The 14877-nt window shown below is 53.8% G+C and carries 10 protein-coding genes and 1 pseudogene; 8 read left to right on the top strand and 3 right to left on the bottom strand.

All coding sequences use genetic code 11. The features are described from left to right. Positions 1–46 precede the first annotated feature (46 nt). Positions 47–1042: a gluconate operon transcriptional repressor GntR gene (gntR, locus tag BIY29_RS15280; protein ID WP_121575948.1), complete on the top strand. Its 996-nt coding sequence runs from the start codon at positions 47–49 to the stop codon at positions 1040–1042. A 44-nt stretch (positions 1043–1086) separates the two neighbouring features. Here the strand turns inward: gntR and BIY29_RS15275 are convergent, their stop codons facing one another. After that, entirely contained in the window at positions 1087–1605 is a 519-nt protein-coding gene (locus BIY29_RS15275) for a gluconokinase (RefSeq protein WP_121575947.1), read from the bottom strand. Between the two features lie 158 nt (positions 1606–1763). Between BIY29_RS15275 and BIY29_RS15270 the strand changes: the two genes are divergently transcribed. Beyond that, on the top strand, positions 1764–3140 hold the full coding sequence (locus BIY29_RS15270) for a GntP family permease (protein ID WP_121575946.1): 1377 nt from the start codon (positions 1764–1766) through the stop codon (positions 3138–3140). 44 nt (positions 3141–3184) lie between these two features. Here the strand turns inward: BIY29_RS15270 and BIY29_RS15265 are convergent, their stop codons facing one another. Next, the gene (locus BIY29_RS15265; RefSeq protein WP_121575945.1) at positions 3185–3778 is read right to left on the bottom strand and encodes a YhgN family NAAT transporter; all 594 of its coding nucleotides are present in this window, start codon (positions 3776–3778) and stop codon (positions 3185–3187) included. A 464-nt stretch (positions 3779–4242) separates the two neighbouring features. On the opposite strand from BIY29_RS15265, the gene asd reads away from it, so the two are divergent. The 4 genes and pseudogenes from asd to BIY29_RS15240 form a co-directional block, all read left to right on the top strand. Continuing rightward, complete coding sequence (asd, locus tag BIY29_RS15255) at positions 4243–5346, top strand: aspartate-semialdehyde dehydrogenase (RefSeq protein WP_121575944.1); 1104 nt, start codon at positions 4243–4245, stop codon at positions 5344–5346. Between the two features lie 110 nt (positions 5347–5456). Beyond that, positions 5457–5855 carry a nickel-responsive transcriptional regulator NikR gene (gene nikR / locus BIY29_RS15250; RefSeq protein WP_121575943.1) on the top strand — a complete coding sequence of 133 codons (399 nt, stop codon included), beginning with the start codon at positions 5457–5459 and terminating at the stop codon, positions 5853–5855. 186 nt (positions 5856–6041) lie between these two features. Continuing rightward, complete coding sequence (locus BIY29_RS15245) at positions 6042–6821, top strand: class I SAM-dependent methyltransferase (RefSeq protein ID WP_121575942.1); 780 nt, start codon at positions 6042–6044, stop codon at positions 6819–6821. A 127-nt stretch (positions 6822–6948) separates the two neighbouring features. Next, positions 6949–8253, top strand: a pseudogene (locus tag BIY29_RS15240) (ABC transporter substrate-binding protein); the annotation flags it as partial. 351 nt (positions 8254–8604) lie between these two features. On the opposite strand, the gene BIY29_RS15235 reads toward BIY29_RS15240, so the two are convergent. Further along, positions 8605–10323: a sensor histidine kinase gene (locus BIY29_RS15235; RefSeq protein ID WP_121575941.1), complete on the bottom strand. Its 1719-nt coding sequence runs from the start codon at positions 10321–10323 to the stop codon at positions 8605–8607. 398 nt (positions 10324–10721) lie between these two features. Between BIY29_RS15235 and glgB the strand changes: the two genes are divergently transcribed. Together glgB and glgX are read left to right on the top strand one after the other, a co-directional pair. Next, on the top strand, positions 10722–12899 hold the full coding sequence (gene glgB, locus BIY29_RS15230) for a 1,4-alpha-glucan branching enzyme (protein ID WP_170158953.1): 2178 nt from the start codon (positions 10722–10724) through the stop codon (positions 12897–12899). Continuing rightward, a complete protein-coding gene (gene glgX / locus BIY29_RS15225) occupies positions 12900–14873 on the top strand; it encodes a glycogen debranching protein GlgX (RefSeq protein WP_121575939.1) in 1974 nt (657 codons plus the stop codon). Positions 14874–14877: the final 4 nt, after the last annotated feature.

Here is a 14877-nt window from a genome sequence, read left to right as displayed (position 1 = left end):
TTTTGCTAGACTCCCGCTCAACATTTTCTGACGTTCTCCGTGGATGATGAAGAAAAAAAGACCAGTTCTCCAGGATGTTGCCGATCGGGTTGGCATTACTAAAATGACGGTGAGCCGTTATTTGCGCAACCCGACTCAGGTTTCTGCGGCATTGCGGGAAAAGATAGCCATTGCGCTTGATGAGTTAGGCTACATCCCCAACCATGCTCCCAATATGCTTGCCAGCGCCACCAGCCGGGCCATCGGCGTTCTGCTGCCGTCGTTGACCAATCAGGTGTTTGCGGAAGTGCTGCGTGGTATCGAACGGGTTACTGAAGCACACGGTTATCAGACCATGCTGGCACATTATGGTTATCACCCCGAAAAGGAAGAGCGGCGGCTAATGTCGTTGCTGGCCTATAACATTGATGGCCTGATTCTGTCTGAACGTTTCCATACAGATCGCACCCGTCAGATGATTGATGTTGCGGGCATTCCCGTGGTGGAGCTGATGGACTCGGTTTCTCCCTGCCTTGATATGGCGGTGGGGTTCGATAATTTTGAGGCAGCACGACAGATGACTCAGTCTATGATCTCACTGGGGCGCCGCCATGTGGTTTATCTCGGCGCACGGCAGGATGAACGCACCATCATAAAATGCCAGGGCTATGAACAGGCCATGCGGGATAACGGGCTGGTGAGCTACTGCGTGATGAGTGAACGCGCCTCTTCCTACTCGCTGGGTGGCGAATTGCTGCGGCAGGCGCAGGCTGAGTATCCGCAAATCGACAGTATTTTTTGTACTAACGACGACCTGGCCGTGGGCGCGATGTTTGAGTGCCAGCGTCAGGGATTACGCGTCCCCCAGCAGATGGGAATCGCCGGTTTTCATGGTCACGACATCGGCCAGGCGATGGTGCCGAAGCTGGCCAGCGTGCTCACCCCGCGTGAGCGCATGGGGCAGATTGGCGCGGAACGTCTGCTATCGCGTTTACGGGGTGAACCGGTGGCGTCGTCCGTGGTCGATGTCGGTTTTACCTTGCTGGACGGAGACAGCCTTTAGCTGACCATGCATGTTCGGGTATCGCCGCAATATGAAAGGCGATATCACGCTTGCCGGTGGCGGCGTAATGCCTCAACGCAGCGGTTAACCACCTCTTCCATACCGCCATCAATGTCTATCGTCAGTACATCCGGCTCGTCGCTGCCCGGTTCTTCCAGCGCGTCAAACTGGCTTTTTAACAGTTCCGTTGGCATGAAATGCCCGGCACGGGCTTTATGCCGCGCCAAAATGATATCAAAACTGCCTTTCAGATAGAGAAAGATCATTCCTTGATTGTCGCGCCGTAAGTGGTCGCGGTAACGTTTCTTTAATGCCGAACAGACGATGATGCCGGTTTCATTTTTGTGAAACAGGCTGTAGGCGGCGTCGTTCAAGCGATCCAGCCAGGGGGCGCGGTCTTCGTCATTCAGCGGCGTACCGCTGGCCATTTTCTGGATATTGGCGCGAGGATGCAGATCGTCGCCGTCAATGAATTTTGCATGGATCGCACGGGCAAGCTCGGCGCCAACTGACGATTTCCCGCTACCCGACACACCCATAAGAATAATGCTTTGACCTGGCATAATTTGATCTCCATCCCAAACTGTAAATTAAATGATACTTATTAGTTCCTGATCTTAACATGTTACCCGTATCATGTTACCGGTATCAGATGATGATGTGACATATCTCACAAACAATCAGCCAGTCCAAATCAGGTGACTGAAACGAGATTATTAATATGACAGAAATAGCATCCGTTTATAGCGCCAGCGTACTGTTAATCATTGCGGTAGGCGCAGTAGCACTGTTACTGGTGCTGATCATGCGTTTTAAAATCCATGCGTTCCCTGCGCTTGTATTAGTCAGCCTGCTTACCGCACTCGTAACAAAAACCCCTTATGAAAATATCGTCCCCACATTGCTAAGTGGTTTTGGCGGCACGCTGGCATCGGTGGCGTTGTTGGTCGGTTTGGGCGCCATGATCGGGCGTTTGCTGGAGATCACTGGTGGCGCTAATGTGCTGGCCGGTACGTTAATCGGTAAATTTGGTGAGCGCCGTGCGCCGTTCTCATTAGGTATTGCGTCGCTGCTGTTTGGTTTCCCCATCTTTTTTGATGCGGGCCTGATCGTTATGCTGCCGATCATTTTCAGCGTGGCGAAGCGTTTTGGCGGATCAACCCTGAAATATGCGCTGCCCGCCGCCGGGGCCTTTGCGGTAATGCACGCGTTGCTGCCGCCGCATCCGGGGCCGGTTGCCGCCAGCGAACTGCTCGGCGCCAATATTGGTCTGTTGGTGATTGTCGGCCTCATTATTGCTTTGCCGACCTGGTATTTTGGCAGTTATCTGTTTGGCCTGTGGGCGGGTAAGAAATTCCATTTACCGCTGCCTTCTACCTTTCTGGAAGAGGTAAAAGTTGACAGCCAACACACGCCGCCCTCGTTTGCCGTGGTATTGAGCGTACTGTTGTTGCCGCTGGTATTGATTTTTCTCGATACCGGGCTGAATACGCTGACCGTAATGGGGGTGATCAACGGTGACAATGGCCTGGTGCAGTTCCTGAGAATGTTGGGGAAAACCCCGGTGGCGCTGTTGATCACCGTGCTGTTTTCGCTGGTCATGTTCAGTGGGAAGCACAGCGGCAGGCATCTTGATAAAGTTTGTGAAGGGGCGTTAGGGCCAGTGTGTTCCATTATTCTGGTCACCGGGGCCGGCGGCATGTTCGGCGGCGTATTGCGTGCCAGCGGTATCGGTACGGCGTTGGCCGATATGCTGTCCGATACCGGTATGCCGGTGATTGTTGCTGCGTTTGTTGTCTCCGCCGCATTACGTATCGCCCAGGGCTCGGCCACGGTGGCATTGACCACCACGGCGGCGTTGATGGCGCCCGCCGTGGCGGCGACGACCGGGGTGAGTCAGTTCGACCTGTGTTTTATTGTGATAGCCATCGCGGGTGGAGCAACGGTGCTGTCGCATGTGAATGATTCCGGTTTCTGGCTGGTGAGCCGTTTCCTTGAAATGGACGAGAAAACCACGCTGAAAACCTGGACGGTGATGGAAACGCTGCTCGGTACTATTGCTTTCCTGTTAGCAGCGGTAGGCAGTATCTTGCTTTGATGGCGATAAGACAGGGTGCCGTGGTGCCGCAGCACCCTGTTTGTTTACAGTTTCATATAAGCCCGCACGCCGTCCAGAAACATCTGTGTTGACAGCATGACCAGAATTAATCCCATCAGTTTCTCCAGCGCGCTGACGCCTTTTTCACCCAGCAGACGTAAAAACAGGTCAGACAGTAACAGGATGATGAAAGAGGTCATCCAGGCAATAAATAACGCCAGCGTCAGGTGCGGCAACTGATGGGGATATTGATGGGACAACAGCATCAGCGTCGCCAACAGCGAGGGGCCGGCGACCAGGGGGATCGCCAGCGGCACCAGAAACGGTTCTTCCCCGGCGGGCAGGCCGGTACTGCTGCCTTGCTGTGAGGGAAAAATCATACGGATGGCAATCAGAAACAGGATGATACCGCCGGAAATCGACACCGTTTCGGTGCGCAGATTAAGAAAGGATAGGATCCGCTCTCCGGCAAACAGAAAGATCAGCATCAGCCCCAACGCAATAAGCATCTCACGGATTAGCACGACGCGCCTGCGTTTGGGGTCCAGATGTTTCAGCACCGACATAAAAATAGGCAGGTTGCCGAGGGGATCCATAATTAACAGCAACAGGACGGTTGCAGAGATCATTTCTGTCATTGTGGTATTTAGCTCCTGAAGTCCAATTTCCTGAAATCGGCTTTTCTTTAATCGAATGATGTCGTGCGTCATTCTGTATTAGGGTGATGATATTAGAAAGACTGTTAAAAAGCGTGGCGCTATCGAATAAATTCACTTGCGACTTTGCGTGCATTTTGTATGGTGGAAAGCATACACATTGAGGTTGATGACAAACCCATAGCGGTGAGATCGAGATACCCGGGCTTATCGCACCGAGGGGCCATTATGGGACACATCCTTGTGTCCCACCCTATGGGCCAGCATAAATGCTGTTCAAATTTGCTCCTGGCAAATTTGTCGGCGGCTTACGCCGCTACGGCCCCATCGGCACGCTGTCCCTAATATCGGACTTTGTCAGCACTCTGACACATTTAATGTGTTTACTATTCTAATCTAAGACAGCAGTCAGAATTTTTTGTTACCCCCAAGGCAGGACAGTTACCATGAAAAATGTTGGTTTTATTGGCTGGCGCGGTATGGTCGGTTCGGTTCTCATGCAGCGCATGGTGGAAGAACGTGATTTCGACGCCATCCGCCCGGTATTCTTTTCCACTTCTCAGCACGGTGAGCCGGCGCCAACGTTGGGTGGTCAGCAAGGCGTATTGCAGGACGCTTATAATCTGGACGCATTGCGGACGCTGGATATTATTATCACCTGTCAGGGTGGCGATTATACCAATGACGTTTATCCCAAGCTGCGTGACAGTGGCTGGCAGGGTTATTGGATTGACGCCGCTTCTTCCCTTCGTATGCAGGATGACGCGATTATTATTTTGGATCCGGTCAACCATGATGTGATCAAGCAAGGGTTGGATAAAGGCGTTAAAACCTTTGTTGGCGGTAACTGTACCGTCAGCCTGATGCTGATGTCGTTGGGGGGCCTGTTCGCCAACGATCTGGTGGACTGGGTATCTGTCGCCACCTATCAGGCGGCTTCCGGCGGCGGTGCGCGTCATATGCGTGAACTGCTGGTGCAGATGGGTATGCTGAATGGTGAAGTGGCGAAAGAACTTCAGGATCCCGCTTCAGCCATTCTGGATATCGAACGTAAAGTCACCGCGCTGACCCGCAGTGGTACGTTGCCGACCGACAACTTCGGCGTGCCGTTGGCGGGCAGCCTGATCCCGTGGATCGACAAACAGTTGGATAACGGCCAGAGCCGTGAAGAGTGGAAAGGCCAGGCGGAAACCAATAAGATCCTCGGCAGCAGCCGTGTGATCCCGGTTGACGGTCTATGCGTGCGAGTGGGCGCGCTGCGCTGCCACAGTCAGGCATTTACCATCAAGCTGAAAAAAGATGTGGCGCTGGCGGAAATCGAACAAATGCTGGCAACCCATAATGACTGGGTAAAAGTGGTGCCGAACGATCGTGACATCTCGATGCGTGAACTGACCCCGGCAGCCGTGACCGGCACGCTGTCTACCCCGGTGGGCCGTCTGCGTAAGCTGAATATGGGGCCGGAATACCTGTCTGCCTTTACGGTCGGCGATCAGCTGCTGTGGGGAGCGGCCGAACCGTTGCGCCGTATGCTGCGTATCCTGCTCTAACGGTTTCTGCTCTGGCGCAATTCCATTAACGGGTTGCGCCAGTATGGTTTTACCTGCTGATAGTTTCCTGCCGACGCCATGACTCCTTCCATTTTTCCACGAGGCTTTTGATGCAAAGACTGACGATTTCATTGGATGATCAACTGGCGCAGGACTTTGATGAGCTGATGCAGCGTAAGGGTTATGCCAACCGTTCTGAAGCGTTCCGCGATATGCTGCGCCGTGAACTGGGTGAAATGACGCTGGAGACGGACAAAAATGGCAAATGCGTGGCGGTGCTGAGTTATGTTTACGATCATCATGAGCGTCAACTCTCCAGTCGGCTGGCCGAAATGCAGCATGACCATCACGATTTAACGGTTTCCACCATGCACACGCATTTGAGTCATGAGGAGTGTGTGGAAACCATTATCCTGCGTGGTACTGCGGCACAGGTTGAGCATTTTGCGCAATCTGTGATGGCGCAAACCGGTGTGCGTCACGGGCGGCTGAACCTTATTCCTTTATAAGCCATGATCCTCTTCGCTGATAACCGGATCGCTGCCTGTGCCGGAATGACCCGTTTGCGAACTGAGGTAAATTAAGCCAGATCAAGAAAGTATGATTTTTTTTATAAACTTCATACTCTGCGGTTAAATCACCCAATCCTATCTGTTATAAATCGGGCATAAAAATCTATAACAGGACAAACCCGCGTGAGCCAGCTCCTTGTCGAAAATGAAAGCCGTGAGCTATTGGATGATGTGCAATGCTATTGGACATCCCGTGCCGCCAGCTACAGCCAATTGAATGCCGCCGAACTCACCAACGCCAAACGCGTCGCCTGGTTAAAAAAAATCAACCAATATGCCCCGAAAAAACCGCTGTTAAAGGTGCTGGATCTGGGGGCCGGGCCGGGGTTCCTGGCCATCACGCTGGCGTTGGCCGGGCATCAGGTGACGGCGGTCGATATCACGCAGGCGATGTTGGATCAGGCGCGTAGCAACGCGGCGCACCACGGCGTTGAGGTGAACTTCGTCTTATCGGATGTGCATTCGCTGCCGTTTGCGGATGACGGCTTTGATCTGATCGTCACGCGTAATGTGACCTGGAATCTGGATGCCCCGCAATGTGCCTATAAAGAATGGCATCGGGTGCTGGCGCCGGGGGGGCGGCTGGTAAATTTTGACGCCAACTGGTATCTGCAACTGTTTGATGAGCGCAGTCGTCTTGGCTATCTGGAAGACCGGGCCAACGCACGCTATCTGGGGCTGGACGATCACTATGTCAATACCGATACCGTTGCGATGGAAAACATTGCCCGTCAGTTGCCCCTCAGCCGTGAGCGCCGCCCACAGTGGGATAGGCATGCGCTGCTGCGGTGTGGTTATCACAAGATCATGCTGGACATGCGGGTGGGTGATGAGCTGTGGGATGAGACGGAAAAGGTGAATTATGCCTCGACGCCGATGTTTTTGATCTGTGCGGAAAAGTAACTGCGGGGGGGGGGCATGATGAGGCCGGTTCAAACCATAATGCGGTGGATCGCCGCACTGGCGCTGCTGATGGGGGGGGAGCCTGCCTGTAACCGCCGCGACTGAAACCACGCTAAACTATGCCACGCTAAACTACGCCAGCACTCAGGACATCCGTGATATTAACCCGCATCTCTACAGCGGTGAGATGGCCGCGCAGAATATGGTGTTTGAACCGCTGGTCGTTAATACCGCGCAGGGCGTCCAGCCGTGGCTGGCGCAATGCTGGGACATCTCGCCGGACGGTAAACAGTATACTTTCCATCTGCGCCAGGATGTGACCTTCAGCGATGGTGAAAAATTTAATGCGCAGGCGGTGAAACAGAATTTTGATGCGATATTGGCGAATTATTCGCGTCATGCCTGGCTTGAGCTGGTACAGCAGATCGAAAAAACCGAGGTGGTGGATGATTACACCTTTGCATTGCATCTGAAAAATCCGTACTACCCCACGCTGGTGGAGCTTGGGTTGACCCGGCCTTTCCGCTTTATCTCCCCCAGGAATTTTATTAACGGTCAGACCAAAGACGGCGTCAGCGCTTATACCGGGACGGGGCCGTGGCTGCTGGTGAAACAGGTGAAAAACCAGTATGCGCGGTTTAACGCTAACCCACACTACTGGGGAACGCCGCCAAAGCTGAAAAGTGTGATGTGGAAGGTGATCCCCGATCGTCAAAGTATGCTGATGGCGCTGGAGAAAGGCAACGTTCAGCTTATTTTCGGCACCGATGGCGACATGCTGGACAGCGACAGTTTTGTCGCGTTGCAGGCTGAGGGCAAATTTCACACTGCCATCAGCGAACCCGTGGCATCACGGGCGCTGGTACTCAACAGCAGCCGGGCGATTACTGCCGATCGTCAGGTTCGCCTTGCGTTGCAATACGCGGTGGATAAACAGGCGATTGCCGAAGGGATCATGTCCGGCAGTGAGAGCGTGGCGGATACGCTGCTGGCGATATCGTGGATTGCTTTCGTGCTGATCCAGCTTTCTCCGTCCGATCCCGCCGAGGTGGCGTTACGGGTTAATATGATTGTGCCTACGGATGACGCCATTGCCGCAATGCGGCATGAGCTGGGATTGGATCAACCGTTCTGGCGGCAATACGTTTCCTGGCTGCAACGCGTCCTGCACCTGGATTTCGGCACCTCGTTTGTGACCCGAACCAGCGTGTGGCAAGAACTGCTGCTGGCGGCCATCGCGGGCTTCGTCGTCGCCAATACCGTCACCACGTTTTCCAGCAGCTATGTCCTGACGATGGTGGAGCGCTTCCTCGCGGGCGTGTCGGCCGGGCTGCTATGGGCGCTGCTGGCGCTGCTTGCGGCAACGCTGGTCGTGGTGTGGGCTGCCAGGCAGCACGGCTTTCCAGCGATCACGCTTTCTGCTGGCCCATGACAACCGTTTTACGGTGATTGACAACCAACTCCGTCGCCTTACGCACCGGGCCACGCTTACCGCAGTGGTTGCTTGCGGGTGAGAAACGAATCTTTCTACACCCGTCAGTGCCAACAATGGCATTTCCCAATTCTGGATCAGTAACTAACAATTTTTGAAGCTCTGTATACTCATCTTCATTAAGAGTTTTTCACGTTGTTTGCTAAAAAAGTCAGTTTCAATGAACTCGGCATATTCCATTGCTGCGGCCTTCCCGTTTGTTGATGTGGAAGCATTACTCTTACTTGGTAAGAGCGTCAGAGCGTGTTGACAATTCTTGCGTGAGGGCAACAAGAGAAGAACGTAAAAACCTCAGGCCGCGTTGTCGATATCTGCTAACGCCTTGCGAGGTGAAATAAAGGGTACGCGCACTTCTACCCGGGTAAATCTCTCGGCCTGGCTGACGACGGTGATGCCAAAACGTTTGCCATAACGAGCCTTGATTCGCCTGTCCACCAGATTCATACCCAGACCGTCTCCGCCGCTGGGCGGTTGGTACATACCGGCGTTGTCTTCTACCGTCAACTCCAGCGTATTGGCGTGCAGGCGTCCGCTGATATGAATATGCCCGACGTCGATCATCTGTGAAATACCATGCTTGATGGCGTTTTCGACGATCGGTTGCAGGGAAAAGGCCGGTAACCGTGCCTCCAGCAGTTCGGCTGGCAGTGTGATATCCACTGTCAGGTGATCGGCGAAACGCGCTTTTTCAATTTCCAGGTAAGCGTTAACATGTTCCAGTTCGTCGCTGAGTGGCACCTCATCGTTGCTGCGCTTGAGGTTTTTGCGGAAAAAGGTCGACAGAGACAGAACCAACTGGCGGGCGTGGTCGGGATTGCGCCGTATCACGGCGGAAAGGGTATTGAGCGCATTAAACAGGAAGTGAGGATTAACCTGTGCATGTAATAGCTTGATTTCCGACTGTACCAATAACTGTTTTTGCCGTTCGAACCGTCCGGCCAGAATCTGCTCGGAGAGCAGGTGGGCAATCCCTTCCCCCAGCGTACGGTTGACGCTGGAAAACAGCTTGTTCTTGGGTTCATACAGCTTGATCGTGCCAATAACCTGTTGTTCTTCACCACGTAACGGGATCACCAGCGTTGACCCCAGTTTGCAGTTGGGCGAAATGGAACAGGTATAAGGCATTTCGTTGCCATCGGCATAGACTACCTGATTATTGTCAATCGCCCGATGGGTGTGGCAGGAGGTGATGGGGGAGTCTACGATATGGTGGTCGTCGCCCAAACCGATAAACGCCAGCAATTTCTCACGATCGGTGATGGCAACGGCGCCAACGCCCAGCTCTTCATACAGAATGCGGGCGACGCGCATACTGTTTTGCTCATTAAAACCCTGTCGTAGCGCCCCTTCGGCACGGGCGGCGATTTGCAGCGCCTTAGCGGAGAAGGCCGAGGTGTACTTCTCAAAAATAGCTCGCCTGTCGAGCAGAATACGCATAAACATGGCTGCGCCAATGGTGTTGGTGATCATCATCGGCAGCGCAATGTCTCGCACCAATGCCACGGCATCCGTAAAAGGCCGTGCAACCAGCAGGATAATGGCCATTTGCAGTATTTCGGCTACCAGTGCGGTCAGGCCGACCACCAGGGGCTGAAACAGCAGGTCAATACGGTTACGCTGCGCCAGATAGCGATGCAGCAACCCGCCAATCAGCCCTTCTGCAATGGTAGACAGCATACATGCCAGCGCCGTCATTCCCCCCATCGAGTAACGATGGAGCCCGCCGGTCAACCCGACCAGAAAACCGACGGACGGCCCGCCGAGCATACCGCCCAATACCGCGCCGGTGGCGCGGGTATTGGCAATGGAGTCATCAATATGCAGGCCGAAATAGGTGCCCATGATGCAGAACACGGAGAAAACCAAGTAGCACACCAGCTTGTGGGGCAGGCGGATTGTGACCTGCATCAGCGGAATGAATAACGGCGTTTTACTTAACAGGTAAGCGATCACCAGATAAACGCACATCTGTTGCAGTAAAGAAAGAATCAGGTCGACCTGACTGACCATGGGAAATACCCTCGCAATGCTTAAGCCGTCGAATTGTACCGCTTTTATTGCATACGTGAACTAACTGTGAGCAATGTATCCTAAAAATAAATGTTCATGCTTTATGCTTAAAAGCATGAACGAGAAGAATTTAATGAGTTTGAACGGGTTTGTCGTTTCTTGACTAAAATTAAACAGCTAGTGGGTTTTCTTATATTAGTCGTTGTTTTTATGCATAATTGTTATTGATGATGTTAATTTTAATTATTTGTTTTTAATCATTTTTATTATTTCGATCGTCATAATCTCATTGGGAGGAAATATAACGACGGCACGGTGATTTAACGCTAACGCGCCTGCAACGTGCAGATGAAGAGTATATTTATTTAATTCAAATGCTTAATCAGAGGATGGATGTCATGCCAGAGCTTTCTGATGCGATTAATTCACTTATTGCCGGGCATTATGCCGATCCATTTTCATTATTGGGAATGCACCAAACCCCAAAAGGCATCGAAGTGCGTGCGTTATTACCTGATGCGCAGGACGTGTGGGTGGCAGAGGCCCATAACGGGCGGAAAGTGGCGCAGTTGGCACGCTATGATGAACGCGGTTTTTTTTGTGCCGTGTTGCCGCGCAGAAAAAATTCATTTCATTATCAGTTGGTTGTTACCTGGCAACAGGAAACGTATCTGATCGAAGATCCTTATCGCTTCGGGCCGCTGTTGCAGGATCTGGATATCTGGTTGTTGGCAGAAGGCACGCATTTACGCCCTTACGAACGTTTAGGCGCGCATCCGGCAACGCTGGATGGCGTGGAAGGCACCCGTTTTGCGGTCTGGGCGCCGAATGCGCAGCGGGTTTCCGTCGTCGGGCAGTTCAATTTCTGGGATGGCCGTCGTCATCCTATGCGTTTGAGAAAAGAAAACGGTATTTGGGAATTGTTCCTTCCAGCCGTGACGTCAGGGCAGTTGTATAAATATGAGATGATTGACTGTCATGGCAACGTCCGTCTGAAAGCCGACCCTTACGCATTTGAAGCGCAAATGCGCCCTGATACCGCCTCCCTGATTACCCCTTTGCCAGAGAAAGCGCCGGTTAATGAAGCGCGTCGTCAGGCCAATGGCCTACAGGCGCCGATTTCCATTTATGAAGTCCATCTCGGCTCCTGGCGGCGGCATACGGATAACAACTTCTGGCTCAGTTATCAGGAACTGGCGGAGCAGCTTATCGCCTATGTTAAGGAGATGGGGTTTACGCATATCGAACTGATGCCCATCAATGAACATCCGTTTGACGGCAGTTGGGGCTATCAGCCGCTCGGCCTGTATGCGCCAACGCGCCGTTTTGGTACGCCGCAGGAATTCAGAAAATTTATCGACGCCTTGCATGAGGCGGGCATTAACGTCCTGCTGGACTGGGTTCCGGGGCATTTCCCCAGTGATGAATATGGTCTGACCCAGTTTGACGGTACGGCGCTGTATGAATATGCCGATCCCCGTGAAGGCTATCATCAGGACTGGAATACCCTGATTTATAATTATGGCCGCCATGAGGTGCGTAACTATCTGGCCGGCAACGCCCTGTTCTGGATGGAGCGCTATGGCATTGACGGGCTGCGGGTGGATGCCGTCGCCTCCATGATTTACCGTGACTACAGCCGCAGTGAAGGGCAATGGGTGCCGAACTATTTCGGCGGAAAAGAGAACCTTGAAGCGATCGCCTTCCTGCGCTACACCAATCAGATGCTGGGCCATGCTGCGCCGGGCGCGATTACCGTCGCGGAAGAGTCTACGGATTATCCGGGCGTGACCTTACCCCCTGACTGCAATGGGTTGGGATTCCATTACAAATGGAATATGGGCTGGATGCACGACACTTTGTCTTATATGCAACTCGATCCGGTTCACCGTAAGTACCACCATGATCGGCTGACGTTCGGCATGTTGTATGCCTACAGCGAAAACTTCGTGCTGCCGATCTCTCATGATGAAGTGGTTCATGGCAAGCGTTCGCTGCTTGACCGTATGCCCGGCGACGCCTGGCAGAAATTCGCTAACCTGCGGGCTTACTACGGCTTTATGTGGGCCTATCCCGGCAAAAAACTGCTGTTTATGGGATGCGAATTCGCCCAGGGGCGTGAATGGAACTACGACGCCAGTCTGGACTGGCATTTGCTGGACGAGCCGGAAGGCTGGCACCGGGGCGTGCAGCATCTGGTGCGCGATCTCAACCATTGCTATCGCTGTCAGCCGCCGCTCCACCAACTGGATTTCCAGCCGCAGGGATTCGAGTGGCTGGTGGTGGATGACCGGGAAAACTCGGTGTTTGCCTTTGTGCGGCGCGACGAACAGGGAAATGAAATCCTGGTGGTCAGTAATTTTACCCCGGTGCCGCGTTATGGCTATCGCATTGGTATTAATCAGCCCGGTCGCTGGCGGGAGATAATCAATACCGACTCCTATCACTACCACGGCGGTAATCTGGGTAATGAAGGCCCGGTTCACAGCGAAGATATCGGTAGTCATCAACGGCCACAGTCGCTGGTGCTGACCATTCCTCCACTGGCAACGCTGTATTTGGTGAGGGAGGTATGAATGACGGTATTACAAGCGGGCAGCCCTACCCCGCTGGGGGCGAGCTTTAATGGCGAGGGCGTTAATTTCGCCGTGTTTTCGGCAGAGGCCGAACGGGTTGAGTTATGTCTGTTTGATGAACAACAGCAGGAACAGCGGCTGGAATTAACCGCACGCAGCGGCGACATCTGGCATGGTTATCTGCCCGGCGCGAAACCAGGATTACGCTATGGGTTGAGGGTGGACGGGCCGTTTGAACCGTCGCAAGGCTTGCGTTTTAATCCGCATAAACTGTTGCTGGACCCGTGCGCCCGTCAGTTGGATGGCTGGGTGGTGGATGACGACAGCCTGCAAGGCGGCGTCGATCGGCGTGATGAGCGCGACAGCGCGGGCGTGATGGCCAAATGCGTCGTCATCCATGAGGATTACGACTGGCAGGACGATCGCTACCCGCACACGCCCTGGCATCAGACCGTGATTTATGAAGCACATGTGCGCGGGCTGACGCAATTACACCCTGAGATTCCCGCAGCGATTCGCGGCAGCTACGCGGCGCTGGGGCACCCGGTGGTCATCGACTATCTGAAAACGCTGGGCATCACCGCGCTGGAGTTGCTTCCCGTCCAGCAACATGCCGATGAACCGCGGCTACAGCAGATGGGGTTGCGTAATTACTGGGGCTACAACGTGCTGCTGCCGTTCGCGGTGGATAACGGTCTGGCTGCGGGCGAAGATGCGTTGAACGAGTTTCGGGATGCGGTAAAAGCGCTGCATCAGGCCGGTATCGAGGTCATTCTGGACGTGGTATTTAACCACAGCGCCGAGCTGGATGTGGCAGGGCCGACGCTTTCCCTGCGTGGTATTGATAACCGCAGCTATTACTGGCTGACCGAACAGGGCGAATACCACAACTGGACGGGCTGCGGCAACGTGCTGCGCCTTAATCATCCGGCGGTTATCGACTGGGTGATAAGCTGCCTGCGCTTTTGGCGCGACGTCTGCCATGTTGACGGTTTCCGTTTTGATTTGGCGACGGTGTTAGGACGCACGCCGGATTTTGACCCCTCGGCGCCGTTATTCATGGCGATGAGAAACGATCCTCAGCTTCAGGGGTGCAAACTGATTGCCGAACCCTGGGATCTGGGCAACGGCGGTTATCAATTAGGGCAATTCCCCGCGCCATTCGCCGAATGGAGCGATCGTTATCGTGATGACATGCGCCGCTTCTGGCTGCATGGCGACATTCCGCTGGGCGTGTTCGCCCGCCGTTTTGCCGCCTCCAGCGACATCTTTCAGCATCACGACCGCCTGCCTTACGCCTCTGTCAACAAACTTACCGCCCATGATGGCTTTACCCTGCGTGATCTGGTCAGTTTTAACCATAAGCACAATCAGGCGAATGGGGAAAACAACCGCGACGGCACCGACAACAATTACAGCTATAACCACGGAACGGAAGGGCTGGATGCCGATGAGCAGACGCAACGGCGCCGTCATGCCAGCCAGCGGTCATTGCTGACCACGCTATTGTTATCGCAGGGAACCCCCATGCTGTTGGCGGGTGATGAACTGGGACACAGCCAGCAGGGTAACAATAATGCCTATTGTCAGGATAACGAACTGACCTGGCTGCACTGGGATACCGCCGATCGCGCCCTGATGCGGTTTACCGCCGGGTTAATCCACCTGCGCCGCACGATACCGGCGTTGCAGCAGGAGGGGTGGTGGCATGAGGGGGATAACGCTGTTCAATGGCTGGACAGACAAGGACAACCACTGACTCCGCAGCAATGGGAGCAAGGGGCGCATCAGTTACAGATTTTGCTTTCCGAACGTTGGTTACTGGTGATTAACGCCTGTGTACAAGCGGAGGATTTCACCCTGCCGCCAGGGCAGTGGCGCGTTTCCCCTCCCTTTGATGAACAAGAGAACCGGGTTAACGATGGGGTATGGCTCGGCAATGCACCGGCGGTTTGCATTCTTATAAAACAATAAGAAG

Source organism: Brenneria alni (assembly GCF_003666245.1).
GTDB classification, from domain to species: Bacteria; Pseudomonadota; Gammaproteobacteria; order Enterobacterales; family Enterobacteriaceae; genus Brenneria; species Brenneria alni.
This window is presented reverse-complemented; position numbering and strand designations above follow the sequence as displayed.

What these genes read in the sequence shown, in the direction of transcription:
- gntR (WP_121575948.1), top strand. Translation starts at nt 47, where the DNA reads ATGAAGAAAAAAAGACCAGTTCTCCAGGATGTTGCCGATCGGGTTGGC.
- BIY29_RS15275 (WP_121575947.1), bottom strand. Translation starts at nt 1,605, where the DNA reads ATGCCAGGTCAAAGCATTATTCTTATGGGTGTGTCGGGTAGCGGGAAA.
- BIY29_RS15270 (WP_121575946.1), top strand. Translation starts at nt 1,764, where the DNA reads ATGACAGAAATAGCATCCGTTTATAGCGCCAGCGTACTGTTAATCATT.
- BIY29_RS15265 (WP_121575945.1), bottom strand. Translation starts at nt 3,778, where the DNA reads ATGACAGAAATGATCTCTGCAACCGTCCTGTTGCTGTTAATTATGGAT.
- asd (WP_121575944.1), top strand. Translation starts at nt 4,243, where the DNA reads ATGAAAAATGTTGGTTTTATTGGCTGGCGCGGTATGGTCGGTTCGGTT.
- nikR (WP_121575943.1), top strand. Translation starts at nt 5,457, where the DNA reads ATGCAAAGACTGACGATTTCATTGGATGATCAACTGGCGCAGGACTTT.
- BIY29_RS15235 (WP_121575941.1), bottom strand. Translation starts at nt 10,323, where the DNA reads ATGGTCAGTCAGGTCGACCTGATTCTTTCTTTACTGCAACAGATGTGC.
- glgB (WP_170158953.1), top strand. Translation starts at nt 10,722, where the DNA reads ATGCCAGAGCTTTCTGATGCGATTAATTCACTTATTGCCGGGCATTAT.
- glgX (WP_121575939.1), top strand. Translation starts at nt 12,900, where the DNA reads ATGACGGTATTACAAGCGGGCAGCCCTACCCCGCTGGGGGCGAGCTTT.